The 19,551-nt window shown below is 57.8% G+C and carries 23 protein-coding genes and 1 pseudogene; 11 read left to right on the forward strand and 13 right to left on the reverse strand.

Features of this window, described 5'->3' with window-relative positions; all coding sequences use genetic code 11:
* A complete protein-coding gene (locus ACQUTI_RS08315) occupies positions 1–693 on the reverse strand; it encodes a CTP synthase C-terminal region-related (seleno)protein (RefSeq protein WP_004203741.1) in 693 nt (230 codons plus the stop codon).
* Positions 694–838: 145 nt separating this feature from the next.
* On the opposite strand from ACQUTI_RS08315, the gene ACQUTI_RS08320 reads away from it, so the two are divergent.
* Together ACQUTI_RS08320 and ACQUTI_RS08325 are read left to right on the forward strand one after the other, a co-directional pair.
* Complete coding sequence (locus ACQUTI_RS08320; RefSeq protein WP_048294500.1) at positions 839–1,348, forward strand: DUF523 domain-containing protein; 510 nt, start codon at positions 839–841, stop codon at positions 1,346–1,348.
* A gap of 4 nt (positions 1,349–1,352) precedes the next feature.
* Entirely contained in the window at positions 1,353–1,691 is a 339-nt protein-coding gene (locus ACQUTI_RS08325; protein ID WP_074195258.1) for a DUF488 domain-containing protein, read from the forward strand.
* Here ACQUTI_RS08325 and ACQUTI_RS08330 read toward each other — a convergent pair.
* Positions 1,681–1,920, reverse strand: coding sequence for a putative hemolysin (locus tag ACQUTI_RS08330; protein ID WP_004203736.1), 240 nt, complete (start codon positions 1,918–1,920; stop codon positions 1,681–1,683). The genes ACQUTI_RS08325 and ACQUTI_RS08330 overlap by 11 nt on opposite strands.
* A gap of 301 nt (positions 1,921–2,221) precedes the next feature.
* Between ACQUTI_RS08330 and ACQUTI_RS08335 the strand changes: the two genes are divergently transcribed.
* The 4 genes from ACQUTI_RS08335 (at position 2,222) to ACQUTI_RS08350 (ending at position 3,706) form a co-directional block, all read left to right on the forward strand.
* Entirely contained in the window at positions 2,222–3,235 is a 1,014-nt protein-coding gene (locus ACQUTI_RS08335) for a sensor domain-containing diguanylate cyclase (RefSeq protein WP_017898645.1), read from the forward strand.
* A gap of 57 nt (positions 3,236–3,292) precedes the next feature.
* Positions 3,293–3,394, forward strand: a complete 102-nt coding sequence (locus tag ACQUTI_RS08340; RefSeq protein ID WP_004150782.1) for a YoaK family small membrane protein — start codon at positions 3,293–3,295, stop codon at positions 3,392–3,394.
* Complete coding sequence (yoaJ, locus tag ACQUTI_RS08345; protein ID WP_137910537.1) at positions 3,394–3,468, forward strand: protein YoaJ; 75 nt, start codon at positions 3,394–3,396, stop codon at positions 3,466–3,468. Before ACQUTI_RS08340 ends, yoaJ begins: the two co-directional genes overlap by 1 nt.
* Positions 3,469–3,586: 118 nt before the next feature.
* The gene (locus ACQUTI_RS08350; protein ID WP_048294499.1) at positions 3,587–3,706 is read left to right on the forward strand and encodes a hypothetical protein; all 120 of its coding nucleotides are present in this window, start codon (positions 3,587–3,589) and stop codon (positions 3,704–3,706) included.
* A gap of 59 nt (positions 3,707–3,765) precedes the next feature.
* Here the strand turns inward: ACQUTI_RS08350 and ACQUTI_RS08355 are convergent, their stop codons facing one another.
* The 4 genes from ACQUTI_RS08355 to fraE form a co-directional block, all read right to left on the reverse strand.
* Positions 3,766–4,029 carry a DUF2534 family protein gene (locus ACQUTI_RS08355; RefSeq protein ID WP_004203731.1) on the reverse strand — a complete coding sequence of 88 codons (264 nt, stop codon included), beginning with the start codon at positions 4,027–4,029 and terminating at the stop codon, positions 3,766–3,768.
* Between the two features lie 130 nt (positions 4,030–4,159).
* The gene (gene leuE, locus ACQUTI_RS08360; RefSeq protein ID WP_004203730.1) at positions 4,160–4,798 is read right to left on the reverse strand and encodes a leucine efflux protein LeuE; all 639 of its coding nucleotides are present in this window, start codon (positions 4,796–4,798) and stop codon (positions 4,160–4,162) included.
* An 89-nt stretch (positions 4,799–4,887) separates the two neighbouring features.
* A complete protein-coding gene (gene lpxP / locus ACQUTI_RS08365) occupies positions 4,888–5,802 on the reverse strand; it encodes a kdo(2)-lipid IV(A) palmitoleoyltransferase (protein WP_017898648.1) in 915 nt (304 codons plus the stop codon).
* A 658-nt stretch (positions 5,803–6,460) separates the two neighbouring features.
* Positions 6,461–7,504 carry a fructose-asparagine asparaginase gene (gene fraE, locus ACQUTI_RS08370; protein WP_049115112.1) on the reverse strand — a complete coding sequence of 348 codons (1,044 nt, stop codon included), beginning with the start codon at positions 7,502–7,504 and terminating at the stop codon, positions 6,461–6,463.
* Positions 7,505–7,807: 303 nt separating this feature from the next.
* On the opposite strand from fraE, the gene ACQUTI_RS08375 reads away from it, so the two are divergent.
* Together ACQUTI_RS08375 and ACQUTI_RS08380 are read left to right on the forward strand one after the other, a co-directional pair.
* Positions 7,808–9,016, forward strand: a complete 1,209-nt coding sequence (locus tag ACQUTI_RS08375; protein WP_043519433.1) for an HD domain-containing phosphohydrolase — start codon at positions 7,808–7,810, stop codon at positions 9,014–9,016.
* A 73-nt stretch (positions 9,017–9,089) separates the two neighbouring features.
* Complete coding sequence (locus ACQUTI_RS08380) at positions 9,090–10,874, forward strand: diguanylate cyclase (protein WP_043519434.1); 1,785 nt, start codon at positions 9,090–9,092, stop codon at positions 10,872–10,874.
* Here ACQUTI_RS08380 and ACQUTI_RS08385 read toward each other — a convergent pair.
* Positions 10,871–11,770 (reverse strand): LysR substrate-binding domain-containing protein, encoded by a 900-nt coding sequence (locus ACQUTI_RS08385; protein WP_032425984.1) that lies wholly within the window; start codon positions 11,768–11,770, stop codon positions 10,871–10,873. The two genes, ACQUTI_RS08380 and ACQUTI_RS08385, sit on opposite strands and share 4 nt — an antisense overlap.
* Before the next feature lie 121 nt (positions 11,771–11,891).
* Here ACQUTI_RS08385 and ACQUTI_RS08390 point away from each other — a divergent pair, with 121 nt between their 5' ends.
* The gene (locus tag ACQUTI_RS08390) at positions 11,892–13,394 is read left to right on the forward strand and encodes a UbiD family decarboxylase (protein WP_428923237.1); all 1,503 of its coding nucleotides are present in this window, start codon (positions 11,892–11,894) and stop codon (positions 13,392–13,394) included.
* A gap of 85 nt (positions 13,395–13,479) precedes the next feature.
* On the opposite strand, the gene ACQUTI_RS08395 is transcribed toward ACQUTI_RS08390, so the two are convergent.
* The 4 genes from ACQUTI_RS08395 to ACQUTI_RS08410 form a co-directional block, all read right to left on the reverse strand.
* On the reverse strand, positions 13,480–13,890 hold the full coding sequence (locus tag ACQUTI_RS08395; protein WP_017898654.1) for a Spy/CpxP family protein refolding chaperone: 411 nt from the start codon (positions 13,888–13,890) through the stop codon (positions 13,480–13,482).
* 135 nt (positions 13,891–14,025) lie between these two features.
* A complete protein-coding gene (locus ACQUTI_RS08400; protein ID WP_004203719.1) occupies positions 14,026–14,712 on the reverse strand; it encodes a KPN_01159 family EAL domain c-di-GMP phosphodiesterase in 687 nt (228 codons plus the stop codon).
* A gap of 435 nt (positions 14,713–15,147) precedes the next feature.
* Positions 15,148–15,303: a hypothetical protein gene (locus tag ACQUTI_RS08405; RefSeq protein ID WP_043519503.1), complete on the reverse strand. Its 156-nt coding sequence runs from the start codon at positions 15,301–15,303 to the stop codon at positions 15,148–15,150.
* 45 nt (positions 15,304–15,348) lie between these two features.
* Positions 15,349–15,981, reverse strand: a complete 633-nt coding sequence (locus ACQUTI_RS08410; RefSeq protein ID WP_043519436.1) for a helix-turn-helix domain-containing protein — start codon at positions 15,979–15,981, stop codon at positions 15,349–15,351.
* 568 nt (positions 15,982–16,549) lie between these two features.
* On the opposite strand from ACQUTI_RS08410, the gene ACQUTI_RS08415 reads away from it, so the two are divergent.
* Positions 16,550–16,747: a hypothetical protein gene (locus ACQUTI_RS08415; RefSeq protein ID WP_004203716.1), complete on the forward strand. Its 198-nt coding sequence runs from the start codon at positions 16,550–16,552 to the stop codon at positions 16,745–16,747.
* A 40-nt stretch (positions 16,748–16,787) separates the two neighbouring features.
* A pseudogene (locus ACQUTI_RS08420) lies at positions 16,788–16,973 on the forward strand (FUSC family protein); the annotation flags it as partial.
* Positions 16,974–17,105: 132 nt separating this feature from the next.
* On the opposite strand, the gene cydB reads toward ACQUTI_RS08420, so the two are convergent.
* Together cydB and ACQUTI_RS08430 are read right to left on the reverse strand one after the other, a co-directional pair.
* The gene (gene cydB, locus ACQUTI_RS08425; protein ID WP_023317966.1) at positions 17,106–18,116 is read right to left on the reverse strand and encodes a cytochrome d ubiquinol oxidase subunit II; all 1,011 of its coding nucleotides are present in this window, start codon (positions 18,114–18,116) and stop codon (positions 17,106–17,108) included.
* Positions 18,113–19,519 (reverse strand): cytochrome ubiquinol oxidase subunit I, encoded by a 1,407-nt coding sequence (locus ACQUTI_RS08430; RefSeq protein ID WP_428923238.1) that lies wholly within the window; start codon positions 19,517–19,519, stop codon positions 18,113–18,115. Before ACQUTI_RS08430 ends, cydB begins: the two co-directional genes overlap by 4 nt.
* Positions 19,520–19,551 lie beyond the last annotated feature (32 nt).

The raw sequence follows: 19,551 nt of genomic DNA on the forward strand, positions 1-19,551 counted from the left end.
TTATTGTGCCGCGGCGCGCAGCAACGCCTGCACCAGCGGCGCAGGACGCCCGTCCAGCGCGTGGCGCTCATGCTGGAACAAGGTGGCGACAAAAAACGGGTGCGTCACCAGCTCGACGGCGCGGATCTCACCCTCTTCATCCCAGCCGGTGACGCGCAGATCGCCCTGCTCCAGCTCCGCGGCAAACGCGCTGTCCACACCGTAGCGGCAGTGGTAGCCCTCTTCAATGCTCTCCCGACCATAGGCGCGGGCAATCAGCGTATTCGCCCGCAGCTCGACGACGGCAGAAGCCTCCACCAGCGAGCAGCTGAGGGGCGCGATCACCATCCGCCCTTCGCTGTCGGTTTCCGCATGACCGGCATCCTGCCAGCCGAGCACGTTACGGGCGTATTCAATCACCGCGTGCTGAAAGCCGCCGCAGGTGCCGAGGAAAGGAATGCTGTTTTCACGGGCATAGCGGATAGCGGTAAACGCGCCTTCCGGGTGACGATACGGGCTGCCGGGAACGACCCAGACGGCATCGTACTCCGCCAGCGCGTCGCCGGAGGCGATCGACGGGGTGGCGAGCCAGTCATATTTCACCGGCTGCTCCAGCACGGCGGCAGCATCGTCTATTGCCAGGGGAATGGCCTGATGGGCAACAATATCGGGGTGATAATCGCCGACAAGGGCGAGGCGTAAAGGGGTTTTCATAGCAGGTTCCTTATGTCTGGACGAGACGAGCAGCACAAGGCACGTCAGGATAGCGATCCCCTCTGTGGAACACAATCCTTATTTTCACCCCACCGCCGTGGCCGGCGGGTGAGGTATACTGGAGCAAGCGCAAAAGGGAGAGAGGATGAAAAGTAAGCTTTTGGTCAGCGCCTGCCTGATGGGATTCCAGGTGCGATATAACGGTAGCGAGAAGGCGCAGCTGGCGGCGACCCTGTCACGCTGGCAGCAGGCGGATCGTCTGGTGATCCACTGCCCGGAGCTGGCGGCCGGTCTGCCGACGCCCCGCCTGCCGGCGGAGATCGTCGGCGGCGCCGGCGGCGATGTGCTTGCCGGACGGGCGCGGATCGTGGAAAGCGACGGCCGCGACGTCACGGGACATTATCAGCTGGCCGCCTGGCTGGCGCTCAGCGCCGCCCGGGAAGCGGGCTGTCAGGCGGCGTTACTCACCGACGGCAGCCCCACCTGCGGCAGCCAGTTTATCTATGACGGTTCCTTTCGCGGGCGGCGCAAAGCGGGCGTCGGCGTGGCCGCCGAGCTGCTGCGCGCCCACGGCATCACGGTATTTTCCGACGGGCAGATCCCGCAGTTGCTCGCCTGGATGGCACAGAGGGAGCAGGATGATGATTCAATGTAAACGGGTGTACGATCCGCAGGAAAGCAGCGACGGCTACCGGGTGCTGGTCGACCGTCTCTGGCCGCGGGGGATTAAAAAAGAGGCGCTGGCCTGTGATGAGTGGTGTAAAGAGTTAACGCCGTCCGCTGAGCTGCGGAAAGCCTTTCACGGCGAGGCGATCGATTTCGCCCACTTCAGCCAGCGCTATCTTCAGGAGCTCGACGCCCATCGCGACACGGGCCTGCGGCTGGCGGCGCTGGCGCAGCGCCAGACGCTGACGCTGCTGTACGCCGCGAAGAACACCGAGCAGAATCATGCCCGGGTGCTGGCCGCCTGGCTGGCGGCCCTGCCGGTTACGATTTAGCCGGATGGTCCCGGCGCCATAGCGCCCACTCATCGAGGGTTTCGCCGCTGGGCAGCTTGCACTGGGTGCTGACGCCCTGCGGCGTTTGCACCGGCACCCGGGTGCCGCCGGATTGCTGACAGTAGACCGCCGCGGGATTGGGCATGCCGATGGTTTTCGTCGGCGCGGTGGGCTGCGGCTGGGCACAGCCGGCCAACGCCAGGGGCAAAATAGCCAGTAACTTTTTCATCTTTTCTCCCTTTCTCCAATTCCCGGGGATTTTAGCCTGAATCTCCATGGTTTCTCCATCTTGCCTGCACTTTTCCCCCGTAGAGTAGCCCCTGTTCTCGAACTGACCAGAGAACAGATCATTCCATAATCAATGAGTTTTTCCCCGTCGCCCCCGACGGGGCTTTTTTTCCCGGCGAGTCGACAAGTATTCCCCAGAAAGATGTGATAAATTTAAAAATATCACTGTTTATTCGACGCTGATGTCCGTTTGCAGCCCAATATGCTGGGGTGACGTTTGGCGTGCTGGAGCTGTATTATTCATGTCAGATTTTATTCTTGCCCGGGTGTCGCAAACCCTTGCTACGGAACAGTCCCTGGAAACCCTGGTGCGCCAGCTGCTGGAGATGCTGGAGGCGGTGACGCGAATGGAGTCCACCTACCTTACCCGCATCGATATCAACGCCCAGCGGCAACAGATCATGTTCGCCCACAACAGCAGCGAAATGCAGATCCCGGAAGGGTTTTCCGTCCCCTGGGATGAATCCCTGTGCAAACGCGCCCTTGAGGATCAGTGTACGTTTAGCAATGACGTCGCCCGTCGCTGGCACTCCTGCATCGCCGCCCAGGAGCTGGGGATCGCCACCTTTTTAAGCATTCCTGTGCGCCTGGCCGACGGCTCTCTGTTCGGTACCCTCTGCGCCACCAGCCGGCAACAACAGCCTTATAACCTTGAAGGTGAACAGGTCATGGGCCTGTTCGCGAAGCTCATTTCCCACTACGTGGAAAAAGACACCCTGGTGCAACAGCTGCAGGCGGCAAACGTCGCGCTGGAGCTGCACTCGTCTACCGATGAGCTCACCCAGCTCCCTAACCGCCGCGCGCTGTTTAAGCAGCTGGCGCTACGCTTTGCCTCCGCCCGCGCTCAGCAGCAACAGGTCGCGCTCATTTTTATCGATCTCGACGGTTTCAAAGCCATTAACGATCGGTTCGGCCATCCGTGCGGCGACAGCTTTCTGGTGCAGGTCGGTGAACGACTCACCGCCGTCGCGCGCCGTGAAGATATCGTTGGCCGCCTTGGCGGCGATGAGTTTTTGATCGTCGGTAGCGCCCAGCCGCCCGCGGCGCAGCAGGCGTATGTCACCACCCTGCGCCAGGCCCTGTGCGGGGTCTACTTCCTCGGCGAACAGCGTATCAACTATGAGGGCGCCAGCTTCGGGGTGGTCATCTGCGATCCGCAGAGTATCGATGTTGAAGCGGCCTTACGCGCTGCCGATGAGGCGATGTATCAGGATAAGAAGTCTCGCCGGCAGGAGAATTTTATTCATATTGACTAAAGTCACGCGATATCCAGTATCATGCAGGGCATCATTCGTGGGTACAGGGACACTATCATGAAATTGGGTATTCTTTTCCCGGTGGCGATCTTTATCATCGCCGTCGTCTTTCTCGGCTGGTTTTTTGTCGGCGGCTATGCGGCGCCGGGCGGGGCATAATGAAAAAAAGCACCATTATTATGCTGGTTGTCGCCATCGTGGCGGTGGCCGGCGCCCAGTTCGGCTGGTGGTGATCGCCGCGACGATATTGCGGAGTTGTCCTATCCCATCAATAAGTTAACGCTTTACACTCACGTTATCCGCCGCGGCATTCTCGGCCACGGGGAAAGAAAAATAGCGGGAGAAGTAAGGATGAAAAAGCCGATCGTGTTACCGTTGATTATCGCGCTGTGCACGCTGTTATCGGGATGCATTGTTGACGATGGGTATCACCACCATCGCCACCATCACCACTATCATGACGATGATTAATGCTTCACGCTGTTGATGAGCCGATAAGACAGGGCGAACCGCGGTTCGCCCGTTGACGCTTAATCCTGACGCTCGTCGCCGAGGAAAATAAAGCCGAGCGGAATAGCGAAGAGCGCGGTAAAGACGATGCTGTAAACTGTCACCATCGCCCCCTGCAGGAAGAACATAGACGTCGTCCACTCCGAGTACGGCATATTGTACTCGCTCACCACGCCGCCAAAGGTCGCCCGTCCCACCACCGCCAGCGCGATAGCAAACACCGCCGCGAGCGACAGACAGTATTTTTTGCAGTTTTTATTGCTGAGGAGTTTTTGCAGAATCATCCGGGCTTCCTTTTTGCTGAGCGATAAACGGCTGTATATGTAACACCAATGCAATAAAAAATGAAGGGTTTTTGTTACAGGACAGAATAAGAGGCGGCGGGCCGGTCTGTGAGTAACCGGCCCGTGGGGATCAGGACTGCAGGGTAGCCAGGCGCGCGGCGAATCCAACGAAAACCAGGCCAATCAGGCTGTTGCCAAGTTTAGCCAGCTTCTTGCGGGTTTTGACGTAGCGGGTGACAAACGAGCCGGAGAGGATCAAAAAGCTCATATAGCAGAAGCTAATCACCTCAAGGGTCAGCGCCAGAATAAAGAACGCCACCCCGGGGGCTTTGGCGTTGACATCGATAAACTGCACGAAAAACGACACATAAAACAGAATCGCTTTCGGGTTGGTCAGGCTCAGGGTCAGGGAACGCTTGAGGATCGCGCTCGCCGGCTCTGCGCTGGCGTCGGCCTGGCCGTCACGCTGGGTCAGCACCGCATAGAGCATTTTGCCCCCCAGCCACAGCAGGTAAATCGCCCCGAGGTAACGGACGACGTTAAACAGCACCGGCGTGGTCTTAATCAGCGTCGCCACGCCGGCAAAGGCCAGAAACATCAGCACCGCGTCGCCAATAAAGACGCCCGCCGCCGCCAGATAGCCTTTCTTCACGCCGTGGGCAATGCCCGTCTTCAGCACAAAAAACGTATTAGGGCCAGGGACGAGGATGATAAACACCGCCCCGACCAGGTAAGTCAAATAATTCAGAACACCAAACTCAGCGAACACTCTGCACTCCTTCGCGCACGACTAAAACATGATCCGGCTCACGTTACCCCAACTGTCGGGATTTTGAAAGCGCAGCCTGTGCGGGAAGGTTAATAGACGGAAGGTTCACCCAGCGGGCGGGTTTTAAAACGGCGATGCACCCACAGATACTGCTCAGGGGCGCGGAGGATCTCGCGCTCAATCACCTTGTTGATATAGCCGGCGGCGATCTGCTTATCCTCACCCGGATAGTCATTCATCACTTCGCTAATGTGCAAGCTGTAGCCCTGGCGATCCAGCTTGCGCACCATGCTGATGCTCAGCATTTTCGCCCCCGATAAGCGGGAAAGCACATAGGTGCCGTTAGTGGTTGCCGCCTGCGGGACGGAGAAAAACGGCGCAAACACGCTGCCCTTGGGGCCGTAATCCTGGTCCGGAGCAAACCATACCGCTTCGCCTGATTTTAAGGCATGTACCAGGCCGGTCAGGTTGTTACGATCGATCATCGCTTTGTTCGAGCGCAGGCGACCGCGGGTTTGCACCCACTCCATCAGCGGACTGTTATGCGGACGATAGGTGGCCATCATTGGACGACACAGCCCCATGGCGCGCCCGCCCAGCTCCAGCGACATAAAGTGCACGCCGACGACCATCACCCCTTTCCCGCCGCTAAGCGCATGATTAAGATTGGCAAAGCCCTCGACATCAAACCATTTTTTGACCCGTTCGTCGCTCCAGAACCAGGCCATGCCGGTTTCAATCAGCCCCATTCCCAGCGACATAAAGTTTTGATCGATCAGGGTCTCGCGCGCCGCCGGCGACATCTCCGGGAAGCAGAGTTCAATATTGCGCCGGGCGATATGTTCGCGGCGTTTGAGAAAACGTCGGGAAAGACGACCCGCGCTGGTGCCGATAAAATGCAGCAGCGGATAAGGCAGTTGTACAATCAACCAGAGGATGCCGAGCCCAAACCAGGTCAGCCAGTTGCGCGGGTGTAAAAGTTGTTTATTAAATACGCAGGCCATGATTTTTCCTGTAAACATTAATTATGTGGTAACGCTTAAGGAAAACAGAATCCATTTATCATCATTAGGCGGTACGTACAGCAAGTAGGACAATACTAATCCGCTGAAATTCCCTCCGGCAAGTAAAAAACAGCGTGCTGACAAAAAAACATAATTGCGGCACAAATGTTACTAAATGTAAACTTAAATCTTATCCTCTTCTTAATATATTCATCGTGCATATCATTTTCACGCTAATCATCAGCGTTACTACCGGACATAATCGAAACCCGACGCGAGAACGCCTTGTCTGCCGGGGTCTGATGCCCGCTCAGCCACACGGCCCGCAGCCTGCCCGCGTCTCCAAGCTCTTCGTCTGTGCCGCGAAAAAATAAAAGGGTTCCCCCTTCAGCGTGACTCATTTTTTATCCGTCAGCATAAGGAATATTAAAATCGCCTTAAGGGAATAATTAAGAATAGACTTATTTAAAGATGCTTTAAAAATAAGCGCCCTGGCAATTGTTTGCGCGTTAATACCGCCCTTACCCGCCGCTGAAAAAATATTTCTTTACGCCTTACCGGCATAAAGCACCGTGTTTAGCGCGGACAGTGACCCGACATCGGGTCACTGTAGGGCAAACCGCAGCGAAGACGTGATGGACGCCCCGGCGGCAGAGGATCAGTAGGTGTGGAAATATTGCTGGATCAGCAGCGGATCTTTGGTCTGCGTCAGCGCCGTCATCAGCAGAATACGCGCTTTCGCTGGATTGAGGGAATCGGCCACCAGCCCGGGCTGGCTGTCGTCCGGCGGCACCACGCCGCTGCCGGTGCGGGAGGCGCGCACCACCACGATGCCCGCCTGCTGCGCTTTTTTAATACCGGCGGCGCTACGTACCGACACCGAACCTGCCCCCGTGCCGGCGTAAATAATACCGTCGGCATGATGGGCGATCGCCGCATCGTACATATACTCCGGGTCGTCCTGGTAACCATAGATGATTACCACTTTCGGCAGGGCCTTCAGCTGACGCACATCGAAGACCGAGCGCAGGGTGTGGATCTTATCCACCCGCGTTTCAAACTGGGGTTTTCCCCCCACCACGACGCCAAGATACCCCTCCTCCGGCGCCCGGAAAGTATCCAGCGAGGTGGCATTGGTTTTGGTGACGAAGCGCGCCGCGCCGATGCGGTCGTTAAGCACCACCATTACCCCGCGCCCGCGGGCATCCGGGTCGGCGGCGACGGTGACGGCTTCCAGCAGATTCATCGGCCCGTCGGCGCTGATCGCCGTCGCCGGACGCATCGCGGCGGTAAAGACCACCGGTTTATTGCTTTTCACCGTCAGATTGAGGAAATAAGGGGTTTCATCGAGGGTGTCGGTGCCATGCGTGATCACCACGCCATCGACATCATCCCGGGCTAATAACGCATTCACCCGCTTCGAGAGCTGCAGAATAATATCGCTGGTCATATTCTCACTGCCGATATTCGCCACCTGCTCACCTTCGACGTGGGCAATTTTACTGATTTCCGGCACGGCGTTAATCAGCGTCTGCACGCCAATTGCCCCGGCTTTATAGCCCGTCGTCTGGGTATTGCTGGCCGCCGAGCCGGCAATCGTCCCGCCGGTGGCTAAAATGACAATATGCGGTAAACGCGTCTCGCTAAACGCCAGGCTGCTTATCGTCAGTAACGCAATGGCAAGTAATGCTCTAAAATTCATACAGGTCACTCCCTTCATAGACATTAATCAAACTTACGCTTGCTTAATGCAAAGGGCTTGCCAGAATTGATATCTTTTACGGGGGGTAAATGGTTAACTATCAGACAATAATAAGGTTCTCGCCTCAACATCGCCCAAATCTGGTGCATGACTGGATCTGAACCGGGCAGGCGCCATGACCCCATACATTATGAGTTTTTACCCGTTCAGCAACACACAACACGCATTGCGATCAGATTATCGACACTTCCGTCACCCTCGAGGTCATTTATGCCCGCCAGGTGACGCGAACGGAGAACAGAAATGCGCATTGCCCTGAAGTCGGCCCTGATGCTGACCACCAACGTCATTCAGATCATTAACCCTGAACTGCACCGGCATATGCAACGAACGGCCTTAATCGCGCTGACGCTGGCGCAAAGGCTGGGGCTGCCTGCCGAGCGTCAGCAGACCATTTTTTGCGCCGCGCTGCTGCACGATATCGGCGTACTGGGTGATAGACGCACCATCCATTCGCTGGATGCCATCGATAATATCCACGATCCGCATCAGCGCCAGGGGGCGGCGATGCTTGAGGGGTTAGCAACCTTCCAGCCCATCGTCCCCTTTATTCGCGACCACCACTTTAGCCCGGAGCACCGCGGCAGCCGCGAACAGCATATTGTCTATTTCGCCGATGCCTTTGAACGGCTGCTGCCGGCGGATAGCCGCGTGGCCGCGTGGCCCACGCGGGCAGTGGTGGAGCAGTTCGTCACCCTGCACCGGGAGATCGATCCGCTGCTCTGCGATACCCTGTGCGAGGTCGCTGAAAATGCGAGCTTCTGGCAGCACCTGCATCCCGGGCATATTCAACGGCTGCTGGAAATTATTGCCCCCATCAACACGCTATATCTGGATATTGACGGTCTGAAAGATGTCTGCCTGCTGATTGCCAAAATTGTCGACACCTACAGCAGCTTTACCGCCAGCCACAGTATTATGGTGGGGGAAATCGCCCGCCAGCTTGCCCATTGGATGCAGCTGCCAGAGCCCACCTGCCAGCAAATACAGGTTGCCGGCTATCTGCATGACATTGGTAAGGTTTATATCCCTCTTTCTATTCTGGAAAAAGAGGGCGAGCTGGATGACGACGAGCTGAGTCAGGTACGCGAGCACAGCTACATGACCGGAGATCTCCTGAGCGACTACAGCGAGCTTGGCGACATTATCAACTGGGCCTCGAATCATCATGAAAAACTGGACGGCAGCGGCTACCCTCTGCATCTCGAAAAGGATCACCTGACCCTCGCCGACCGGATTATCTCCATCGCCGATATTTTCACCGCCCTGACCGAAAATCGCCCTTATCGTAAAGGGATGGCCTGGCAGGAGGCCTTACAGATTATGGAAACGGATGTTATAAATGGCGCTCTGGATCGCGATGTCTTTCTCGTTTTACGCCACCATGCGGAAACGCTACACGCCATCATTCTTCAGACCCTTGAACACCCCCGCAGCGAGCACCGTCCCTGAAGCGGGCCGCCGTCATAACCGGGGGCGGGTTCTATAATTAAAACCGCTTCATCTGCATGCAAGGAAACACAGGGTGAGAATCGCCACCATCACCAACTGGGCCTACGGGATCACCGTCGGCCTGACGCTGGCATCCGGGAGCGCCATGCTCATGGCCTCCAGCGCTGACCGCGTCGAACGCCAGGCGGTACAGCAGCGCCAGGTCTTTGATACCCTCTCCGACGAGGTGGAAAACGACGCCTGGGCGTTGTCTGACCTCGCCCGGCTATACGTGGTTAAGCCCTCGCCGGAGACGCTGGAGCAGTATCAGCAGCTGCAGCGGAGCGACAAAAGCATTGAGCTGCGGCTGGCCAGATTGAAAGATAACGGCGCCAACCGCGAGGAGCTGGCGCTGCTGCACGATGGCCTGCAGATTGCCGCTGAACTTCAGGATGAACAGCAGGCCGCCCTGGCGCATGTCGCCAACGGCGATGCGCCAGCGGCCATCGCGATACTGTATGGCAAAGCGTACGAGACCGAGCTGGAACGTATGCAGACGCAGATCGATCGCTTCCGCCAGATGCTCGAAAATCGCGCCGCCGTTGCCATTGACCAGGCTACCGACCGCTCGCGGATCTGGCGAACCCTGTCGGAAATCATGGTCGGCCTGACCGCCCTGATGTTTTTGTTCGTCCTCGGCTTTATTCTCAAACGCCGGGTGCTCTACCCGGTGGTTCGCCTGAGCGACGTGGTGCAGCGTCTCGCCTCCCAGGACTATGCGGTGGAGACGCCGCAGTTCACTCAGGTGGATGAGATTGGCGATATGGCCCAGGCCATCCGCATTTTTCGCGAGAACGGCCTGGCCCGCCAGCAGTTGGAGCAGCAGCGCGACGCCGACTGGGCGATCCGCGAACTGCTGGCGCGCATGACCCAGCGGCTGCAGGGCTGTGAAACCATTGAGGATGTGATTAAGGTGGCGGAACTGTTTGCGCCGAATATCGCCCCGACGATCCCCGGGAAACTGTATATTCTGGATACCGATCCCTGGCAGATGCGCTGCGTGGCGCAGTGGCTAACGCCCACCGGGGAGACGACGCCCTTTTCACCCGACGACTGCTGGGCGATACGTCGGGGACTCAGCCATCCGCCGGTGCAGGGCGAACCCGATATCACCTGCTATCATCTGCCAGAGGCGCACGCCGGCCAGTCGCTCTGCGTACCGCTTATCGCCCAGGGCGAAGCCATCGGGCTGCTGACCTTTCAGAACGTTACCGCCAGTGACGCCCCTTCCCGGGCCTACCTTGAGCTGATGGCGGAAGCGCTGGGCCTGGCGCTGGCCAATCAGCGCTTACGCAGCGCCCTACTGGAAAAAGCGCTGTTCGATTCCCTGACCGGCCTGCGTAATCGCCATCATCTTGACGAAGCGCTGCATTCACAGATGGCGCTGGCGGTCCATACCCACACCCCGCTGAGCTGTCTGATGATCGACATCGATCATTTTAAAGCCATCAATGATCGCTACGGCCACGAGGCCGGGGATCTGGTGATTAAGAGCGTCGCCACCATCGTGCAGCGCGCGGTGCGCGATATCGGCATGGCTTTCCGCTACGGCGGCGAGGAGTTTCTGGTGCTGCTCCCCGGCATTGACGAAGCCGAGGCGCACCAGTGCGCCAGCGAGATCTATACCCAGGTGCATAATATGACGCTGCGCGATGGTCTGACCGAAATAGGTCAGGTGGATGTGTCGATTGGTATCGCCAGCTATCCGCAGCATACCCAAAGCGACAGCCTGCTGCGCGCGGCGGACGCCGCGCTGTACCGGGCGAAAGAGCTGGGCCGCTCAAGGATTGTCAGCTTTGGCCGCCTGAAGACCGGTTAACCGGGTGAGTGCTCAGTCGCATTGAGCAGCGAGATGACTTTCCGTACTACCGCCGAACGGATATGGCGGTGGTAAACCATGCTCAGCTCACTCTCCGCCAGCCGGTCCTGAAGATCGATGTACACCACGTTATCGAGGCGTAAGGCCCGCGCCGAGACCGGAACCAGGGCCACCCCGACCCCGGCGGAGACCAGGCTAATCATCGAGGTGACGTCGTTGACCCGCTGCGCCACCTGCGGCGTAAAGCCCGCGACGCGGCAGGCGTCAATAAATACCTGCTCCAGCCCGGTGCCCTGCGGATCGTTAAGAGAGATCCAGTTATCCGCGCGCAATGAGGCCAGATTGAGCGCCCCTACCCCTGCCAGTGGATGCTGCTGATAGAGCGCCAGACAGAGCTTTTCCCGCATAAACGGCCTGACCACCAGCGCGTCCGGCGGCGAGGCCAGCGGCGCGCGGATGATGGCGATATCCAGGCGCAGATCCAGCAGCGCTTCGTAGAGCATTTGCACATCGCCATGCACCAGCGACAGCTCAATCCCCGGCCAGTCGGCGCGCAGCTCGCGCAGGAGCCCCGGCAGTTTGCTGTCGTACATCGCGCTGGAGACATACCCCAGATGCAGTCTTCCCTGCTCGCCCCGCGCGGTGCGCTGGGCGTCCAGTGCCGCCTGGTCGACCATCTCCAGCGCCAGCCGCGTCTTCTGCCAAAAGGCCTCGCCCGCGGCGGTCAGGGTCAGACGGCGGTTAGCGCGGGAGAAGAGCACCACCCCCAGACGCTGCTCGAGCTGTTTGATCTGCTGGCTGAGGGCGGGCTGGGCGATATGCAACCGCTCCGCCGCCCGGTGCATATGTAACTCTTCGGCAACGACCACAAAATGGCGTAACGCTCGCAAGGACATGGCCGGACTCCGGTGGGCTTGATTGATAACAAAAATATTATCAATAAAGCATGAATGATGCAATTGATAACCATTAGCCTGCGAAGCATACTGTGCGCATCGACACGCTAAGGAGAACATCATGACCGCACCGATTCAGGATCTGCGCGACGCCATCGCGCTGCTGCAACAGCATGACAATCAATACCTCGAAACCAATCATCCGGTGGACCCTAACGCCGAGCTGGCCGGCGTTTATCGCCATATCGGCGCCGGCGGCACCGTGAAGCGCCCCACCCGCATTGGCCCGGCGATGATGTTTAACAATATTAAGGGCTATCCGCATTCGCGCATTCTGGTGGGCATGCACGCCAGCCGCCAGCGGGCAGCGCTGCTGCTGGGCTGCGAAGCTTCGCAGCTGGCGCTGGAGGTGGGTAAAGCGGTGAAAACACCGGTCGCGCCGGTAGTCGTCCCGGCCGACAGCGCCCCCTGTCAGGAGCAGATCTTTCTGGCCGACGATCCGGACTTTGATTTGCGCACCCTGCTCCCGGCGCCCACCAACACCCCGATCGACGCCGGCCCCTTCTTCTGCCTGGGCATGGCGCTGGCCAGCGATCCTGACGACGCCTCGCTCACCGACGTCACCATCCACCGCTTGTGCGTGCAGGGCCGGGATGAGCTGTCGATGTTTCTTGCCGCCGGCCGCCATATCGAAGTGTTTCGCCAGAAAGCCGAGGCTGCCGGAAAACCGCTGCCGATAACCATCAATATGGGTCTCGACCCGGCCATCTATATTGGCGCCTGCTTCGAAGCCCCCACCACGCCGTTTGGCTATAACGAACTGGGCGTGGCCGGCGCGCTGCGTCAGCGCCCGGTGGAGCTGGTGCAGGGCGTCAGCGTCCCGGAGAAAGCCATCGCCCGCGCCGAGATCGTTATTGAAGGCGAACTGCTGCCCGGCGTGCGCGTCAGAGAGGATCAGCACACCAACAGCGGCCACGCGATGCCGGAATTTCCCGGCTACTGCGGCGGCGCCAACCCGTCGCTGCCGGTGATCAAAGTCAAAGCGGTCACCATGCGGCACAATGCGATCCTGCAGACGCTGGTGGGACCGGGGGAAGAGCATACCACCCTCGCTGGGCTGCCGACGGAAGCCAGTATCTGGAATGCCGTCGAGGCTGCCATCCCGGGCTTCTTACAAAATGTCTACGCCCACACCGCGGGCGGCGGTAAATTTCTGGGGATCCTGCAGGTGAAAAAACGTCAGCCCGCCGACGAAGGTCGTCAGGGACAGGCTGCGCTGCTGGCACTGGCGACCTATTCCGAACTGAAAAACATCATTCTGGTTGATGAGGATGTCGATATCTTTGACAGCGACGATATCCTGTGGGCGATGACCACCCGCATGCAGGGGGATGTCAGCATCACCACCCTCCCCGGTATCCGCGGTCACCAGCTCGATCCTTCCCAGACGCCGGAATACAGTCCGTCGATCCGCGGGGAAGGTATCAGCTGCAAGATGATTTTTGACTGCACGGTCCCCTGGGCGCTGAAGCCACACTTTGAGCGTGCGCCGTTTGCCGATGTCGACCCGCGTCCGTTTGCTCCGGAGTATTTCGCCCGTCTGGAAAACGGCCACGGTCAGTAAGTCAGTCAAGCTGGGCGACTGGCGCCGGACACGCGGCGTCTGTCGCCCGATTCAGCGCCATCCGGAGCGGATGGCGAAGGCCGGGTTAATTAATCGCCGCGGCGAGGTCTTTTTTCACCTGCTCGCGCTGCTCGGCAGTCAGCACCTGGCTGACGTCAAAGTAGTATTTCACACGATAGTAGCGCACCTGCTGATCCAGCTGGCCAAAAGCAGCCAGCTGCTGTTTGACTTTAGCTTCATCCCATTTCCCGGAGTGAATAACGTCGGCCAGGGCGCCGTCCTGATAGCCGCTGATTTTAATCTGGCTCACATTGTTTTCGAATCCCTGACGCAGCGCCTGGATTTTGGCGACCTGCTCCTCACTCAGCTTCAGATGCTGGACGACCGGGTCCTGCGAGACAGACGGCACGTCAGCCGAGGTCGACGCCTGGCTGGCGGCAGTGAAGCAGGTGGTCAGCGCAATGGCGATCAGGGTGTTACGCAAGCGTGTATTCACAATGAGTTATCCTTCAGGCAAGTAAAAGAGACGGGATTATCATCGCGGGAATAAAGCCTATCTGTAACAAAGCATTCGTTTAAAACTGGATAAGAAAAGAATGGCAGGTCACCGAAACCTCGACCCGGTGGGGGCTCAGCAGCAGAGAAAGATATATTCATCCTTCCAGTAACGGCCCTGACCAATGATATCCCCGGCCGCAGTGATTAACCGTTTTTGCTTTTCGGTTTCGATCCCCTCCACAATCACATGCCCGGTCAGGGTATGAATAGCCTGTAACAGCCCAGGCAAAGCGGGATCGTTTTCTTTGTCCCAGAAATAATCTTTATCCACTTTGACGCAATCGAAGCGAAATCGCTCCAGCAGCCGGAAAGTCGTGCGTCCGCGTCCAAAGTCATCCAGCCAGACCGGGCAAAGCGCCGCCAGCGTGCTCAGCGCCGTCAGTTCGCGACCGGCGATAAACTCATGAAAATTCTCATTTATTTCCAGGGCGATGTATTTACTGGCGCGCAGAAAATCACACAGATAGCGATCGGTCAGAATAAAATGGCTTAATAAATCATCAATATTCAGCGAGATCGGCTTATTATCGACCTGGGAAAAATCAAAGACGGAAAGCAATTCGATTTGCCGGGTAAATAGTGCAAGCTTGTCGCGTTCGGTGAGCGTGGAGAAAGAAAACGTGGGCGCGGAGGTGTTATTTTGTGCGGGTGCTATAATGTCTTTAGTGAGCAATTCCCACGAGTGGTAGGCACCATCATCGCTAATAGCGGGCTCCAGAACGAAGCGATAAGAGGTATTTTTCACGTTTTCTTTAACCATTTAAAAAATACCAGAAATAAGAAAGGGTTAAAGCATGTCATATATTTCCCGCCAACAAAAATAGTTTAAAATGATCGATAAGAAACATTCGATAGCTAAAAGCTATCAAGATATAATTTATTGATCGGTAAAGTGAATTAATATAAATTTGCCACCGCTGTCATCCCCACCTAAGTCAAAATTAAAATATCGTTTCAAACCAGCTAGTTACAAAATAATCCATCACCAGGCATTGCGGCTTCATGCTTTTTCTCTACGGGGAAAAAAGCATGGAGTAATAAAACCGAAAAAAAACAAGCCGCCAGTTTTTGGCATTTTTATGCCGAAGATCAATAACGCATCACCCGGCACGGCCCGCCTGCCACGCCTGCCACGCCGTCTGCAGGCGATAAATCAGGCAGACGGGTCAACGAAACGTCATATTTTCCCGCTACCTTACTGGCAAAAGAGGCGAAGTGGGAAAAGGATAGTGAGAAGAATATACGGGGTTCCGCTGGCGCTGATGCTAGTCATGCTCAGCGCCAGCGCGTGGCTGGAACCGGCTCCGCGGCATGCCGCCAGAGGCCTGTGCGTCTGGTTTGATGGAGCAATGGTCGACTGCCTGCAGAGGCAGCGGCTGGGCGAAGGGAGGCCCGCTCACGCGCTGGCCAGACGATAAACCGGTACCCGCCGGGTGGTATTGAACAGAGTGTCGCAGACCTCCACCTCCTCAGTGATAATGGCCATACCGGACCGGCGCAGCTGGGCAATGTCCGCCGCTACCCGCTGACTGCCGAACCAGAACAGGGCATCCAGCGCGGTAACCGGCAGGCCGGCGATTAATGCCTGCCGGAGTCGATCCCGGGCTGGTTTAATCTCCCGGGCGATCTGCTGGTACGGCGCCGCCGTCTGGCCCGTCGCCTCGACGCGACGAATACGGTTTGTCAGGTGGTAATGAAAGCTCTCCGGTACAGCCTGTAAATCCTGCTTCAAACTGTAGACGCAGCCGTAACGTTTGCCGTTGAAAACGGCGGCTTTACGACTGAGCTGCAGCGTCTCGCGGACGTCGGCGATCAGCTGCGGCGCGCGCACCAGCAGCAGGCGAAAAGGCAGCTCGAAGCTGGTGACATAGTCGACGTTCAGCAACGCAATGCGCAGACGCTCCTCTGCCCCGGCCTGCAGCTGACGGCACTCCTGATAGACTTCTCGCCACTGCTCCCGCAGCCGCGACGTTTCACCGGCTTCGGTAAACTGGTATTTTTCAATATCGTAATCAATTCTCCCGAGCACCGCACATTCCTTCCTGAATCAGTCCCGGCGTTATACTATCATCCTCCGGCGCGGTACCCTATGCCCAGCGCCGTCGCCTCTGTCGGTTATTTACGATAAAGATAACGGGTGATGACCACATCAAGAACAAACAGCAGGAAAATAACGCTGCTTAACCACAATAAGCCTGCGAATAAATCAAGTAATTGCATCGTTGTTCCCTCGCCGTTGGCCATAAAAAATAAAGCCCCATCACCATAAGGTAGTTAAGAACTACCTTAACAGCCACAGATTAAAAATTATTTAGCGATATGAAATCCCGAGCCCTTGCAGGTTCATTTTACTGACATCAAATTGTCATCAAACAATGTCTATCATCAGCCGACGCCGCAGGATGGTTCCTGCCGTCATGGTATCGCCGGCAAACGCGCGACCGCACGGTTTAACAACACGGAATAATATCGCCCTACCTCACTCTTACTGTCATTGCATAATCTTATATCAGGCGCCATTACCATTCTGCTGAATAATCCGGAATGCGCTATAAGTCATAAACGCCCTGCTGATTGGTTGACCATGGAGAAATACGATGCCCAGCGAAAAAGCCCGCAGCCTTGACCATTTCTATGAGTTACTGGCGACAGGACAACATCAGAAAATCGAACTCGATTTTGACGTCGCCGCAGACGATTTTTTTAAAATCGCCACCGAGTTTGGCGACATTGGCGCGAGGATCACCCGGGTGAATGAGCGATTTATTATTAAGATCAAGTCGCCAAAAGCGTAAGCCTCTGCCCGCCTTCCCCGGCGGGCGTCAGGCCAGCATCATGCGGGCTCTGTGGCTCGCAGGGAGTCACAGCCTGCCCCTGATTGAACGCCCATCGCGTGGGTACGCTTTCCTGTTGGCGGGTGACACCTTGCGCCTGTTGGGCTTTGCCGCCGTCTCCAGGCCCGGAACCCTTTTTGACCCTGCGGTGATCCGGGTGGAGAAGATAATGATCGGTATCTTAAGCGCCGACCTGACCGACGGCTTCGGGCTGCCGGTGCGCCCCCATATTGACACCCTGCCCAAGCAAGGAGGGAACGGATCGCCGGTCTGCCCGCGACTATCTGGTTCATTCCCGGGCCGCCGGCGCGTATCTCGCTCAGTGATAGCCTTCACTGCCGGACACTTTGCCGCGAAAGACGTAATAGCTCCAGGCGGTATACATCAGGATCACCGGGATGATCAGCAGCGCCCCCGGCAGCATAAATACCTGGCTGGAGGGCGGCGCGGCGGCATCCCACAGGGAGATGTGCGGCGGAATAATGTTCGGCCAGACGCTGATTCCCAGCCCGCTGAAGCCGAGGAATATCAGGCCCAGCGTCAGGATAAAGGGACGAGCATGGCTTGCGGGGCGCGCACTCAGGCGCCAGATCCACAAGCTCAGGGTCAGCACCAGGATCGGCACCGGCACGAACCAGAAGAAATTGGGCAGCGTAAACCAGCGTTCCGCCACGTAGCGCCAGCCCAACGGCGTCCAGACGCTGACCACCGCGATCACCGCCATCAACGCCAGCAGCGCCTTGCGGGTCAGCTCGCGCATCCGTTGCTGCAACGCGCCTTCGCTTTTCATGATCAGCCACGTGGTGCCCAACAGCAGATAGGCTACTACCAGCCCCAGACCGCAGAACAGATTGAAGGGGGTAAGCCAGTCCAGCGTCGAGCCGGCGAAGCGGCGGTCAGCCACCGCAAAGCCGTTGATAAACGCGCCGACGACAATCCCCTGGCTGAAGGTCGCCAGCAGCGAGCCGCCAGCGAAGGCATAGTCCCAGAAGGTGCGATGCGAGGGAACCGCTTTAAAGCGAAACTCAAACGCCACGCCGCGGAAAATCAGGCCGATGAGCATCGCCGTCAGCGGGATAACCAGCGCATCGGTGATCACCGCGTAAGCCAACGGAAAGGCGCCGAACAGCCCTGCCCCGCCGAGCACCAGCCAGGTTTCGTTACCATCCCAGACGGGCGCCACGCTGTTAACCATCACGTCGCGCTCTTCGGCGTCATGCACCACGCTGAACAGCATTCCGATGCCTAAATCGAAACCATCCATCACGATATACATCAACGTGGCGAAGACAATGATGACAAACCAAATCACCGAGATATCGATGCTCATGATGCGTTCTCCTCATCCCGCACCGGCTCTGCCGCCGAGAGCGGACGCGCCGGGGTGCCTGCGGTTTGCGAGGTCAGCTCCGTCACCGGCTGCGGCCCTTTTTTGATAAGCCGGAAGATATAGTAATACCCCACGCCAAACACCGCGCAGTAGACCACGATAAACACCAGCAGGCTGATGGCCATCTGCAGCGTGCTGTGCAACGACACCGCGTCCCGGGTGCGCAGCAAACCGTAGATCACCCACGGCTGACGGCCCATCTCGGTGGTCACCCACCCGGCGACCAGCGCAATCAGACCGGCGGGCCCCATACAGAGCGCAAACCACTGGAAGGGACGCGAATGGTACAGCCGCCGCCGATAGCGAAGCCAGGCGCTGCAGATCCCTAAGGCGATCATCAACACCCCCATCCCAACCATAATGCGAAACGACCAGAACACGGCGGGCGAATAGGGCCGGTCCTCTTTCGGGAAATCTTTCAGGGCCGGCACCTGCTTATGCAGGCTATGGGTGAGGATCAGGCTGCCGAGCGCCGGCATCTCCAGGCCATAGCGGGTGCGCTCCTGCTCCATATCCGGCAGGCCAAACAGTAACAGCGGGGTGGCCTCGCCCGGCCGGTTTTCCCAGTGTCCTTCAATCGCCGCAATCTTCGCCGGCTGATGCTCAAGGGTGTTAAGGCCATGCATATCCCCCACCACCGCCTGGATGGGCGCCACCAGCAGCGCCATCCACATCGCCATCGACAGCATTTTGCGGATGGCCGGCGAGTCGTTGCCGCGCAGCAGATGCCAGGCGGCGGAGGCCCCGACGAACATGGCGCTGCTGAGGAACGCGGCGATCGCCATATGGAACAAGCGATACGGGAATGAGGGGTTAAAGATAATCGCCAGCCAGTCCTGCGGGATAAGGTGGCCATTTTCGAGGGTAAAACCCTGCGGCGTCTGCATCCAGCTATTGGAGGCGAGGATCCAGAAGGTGGAGACCAGGGTGCCAAGGGCTACCATGCAGGTGGTAAAAAAATGCAGCGCCGGCGGCACCTTGCTCCAGCCGAACAGCATCACGCCGAGGAATCCCGCTTCGAGGAAGAAGGCGGTCAGCACTTCATACAGCAGCAGCGGGCCGGTAATACTGCCGGCAAACTGGGAGAATCCGCTCCAGTTGGTGCCGAACTGATAGGACATGACTAATCCGGAAACCACGCCCATGCCAAAATTGACGGCGAAAATTTTCAGCCAGAAGTTGTAGAGCGAGCGCCAGACGTTATCCCGGGTTCGCAGCCACATCCCTTCCAGCACCACAAGGTAGCTGGCAAGGCCGATGGTGATGGCCGGAAACAGAATATGGAAGGAAACGGTAAAGGCAAATTGCAGTCGGGCCAGATGAAACGCGTCAAATTCAAACATAATCCGCACCCATCATTATGAAACGCCCCGGC

The sequence above is a fragment of the Klebsiella sp. 7-CIP_Kleb. genome, assembly GCF_050378655.1.
In the GTDB taxonomy this organism is placed as follows: Bacteria; Pseudomonadota; Gammaproteobacteria; order Enterobacterales; family Enterobacteriaceae; genus Klebsiella; species Klebsiella quasipneumoniae.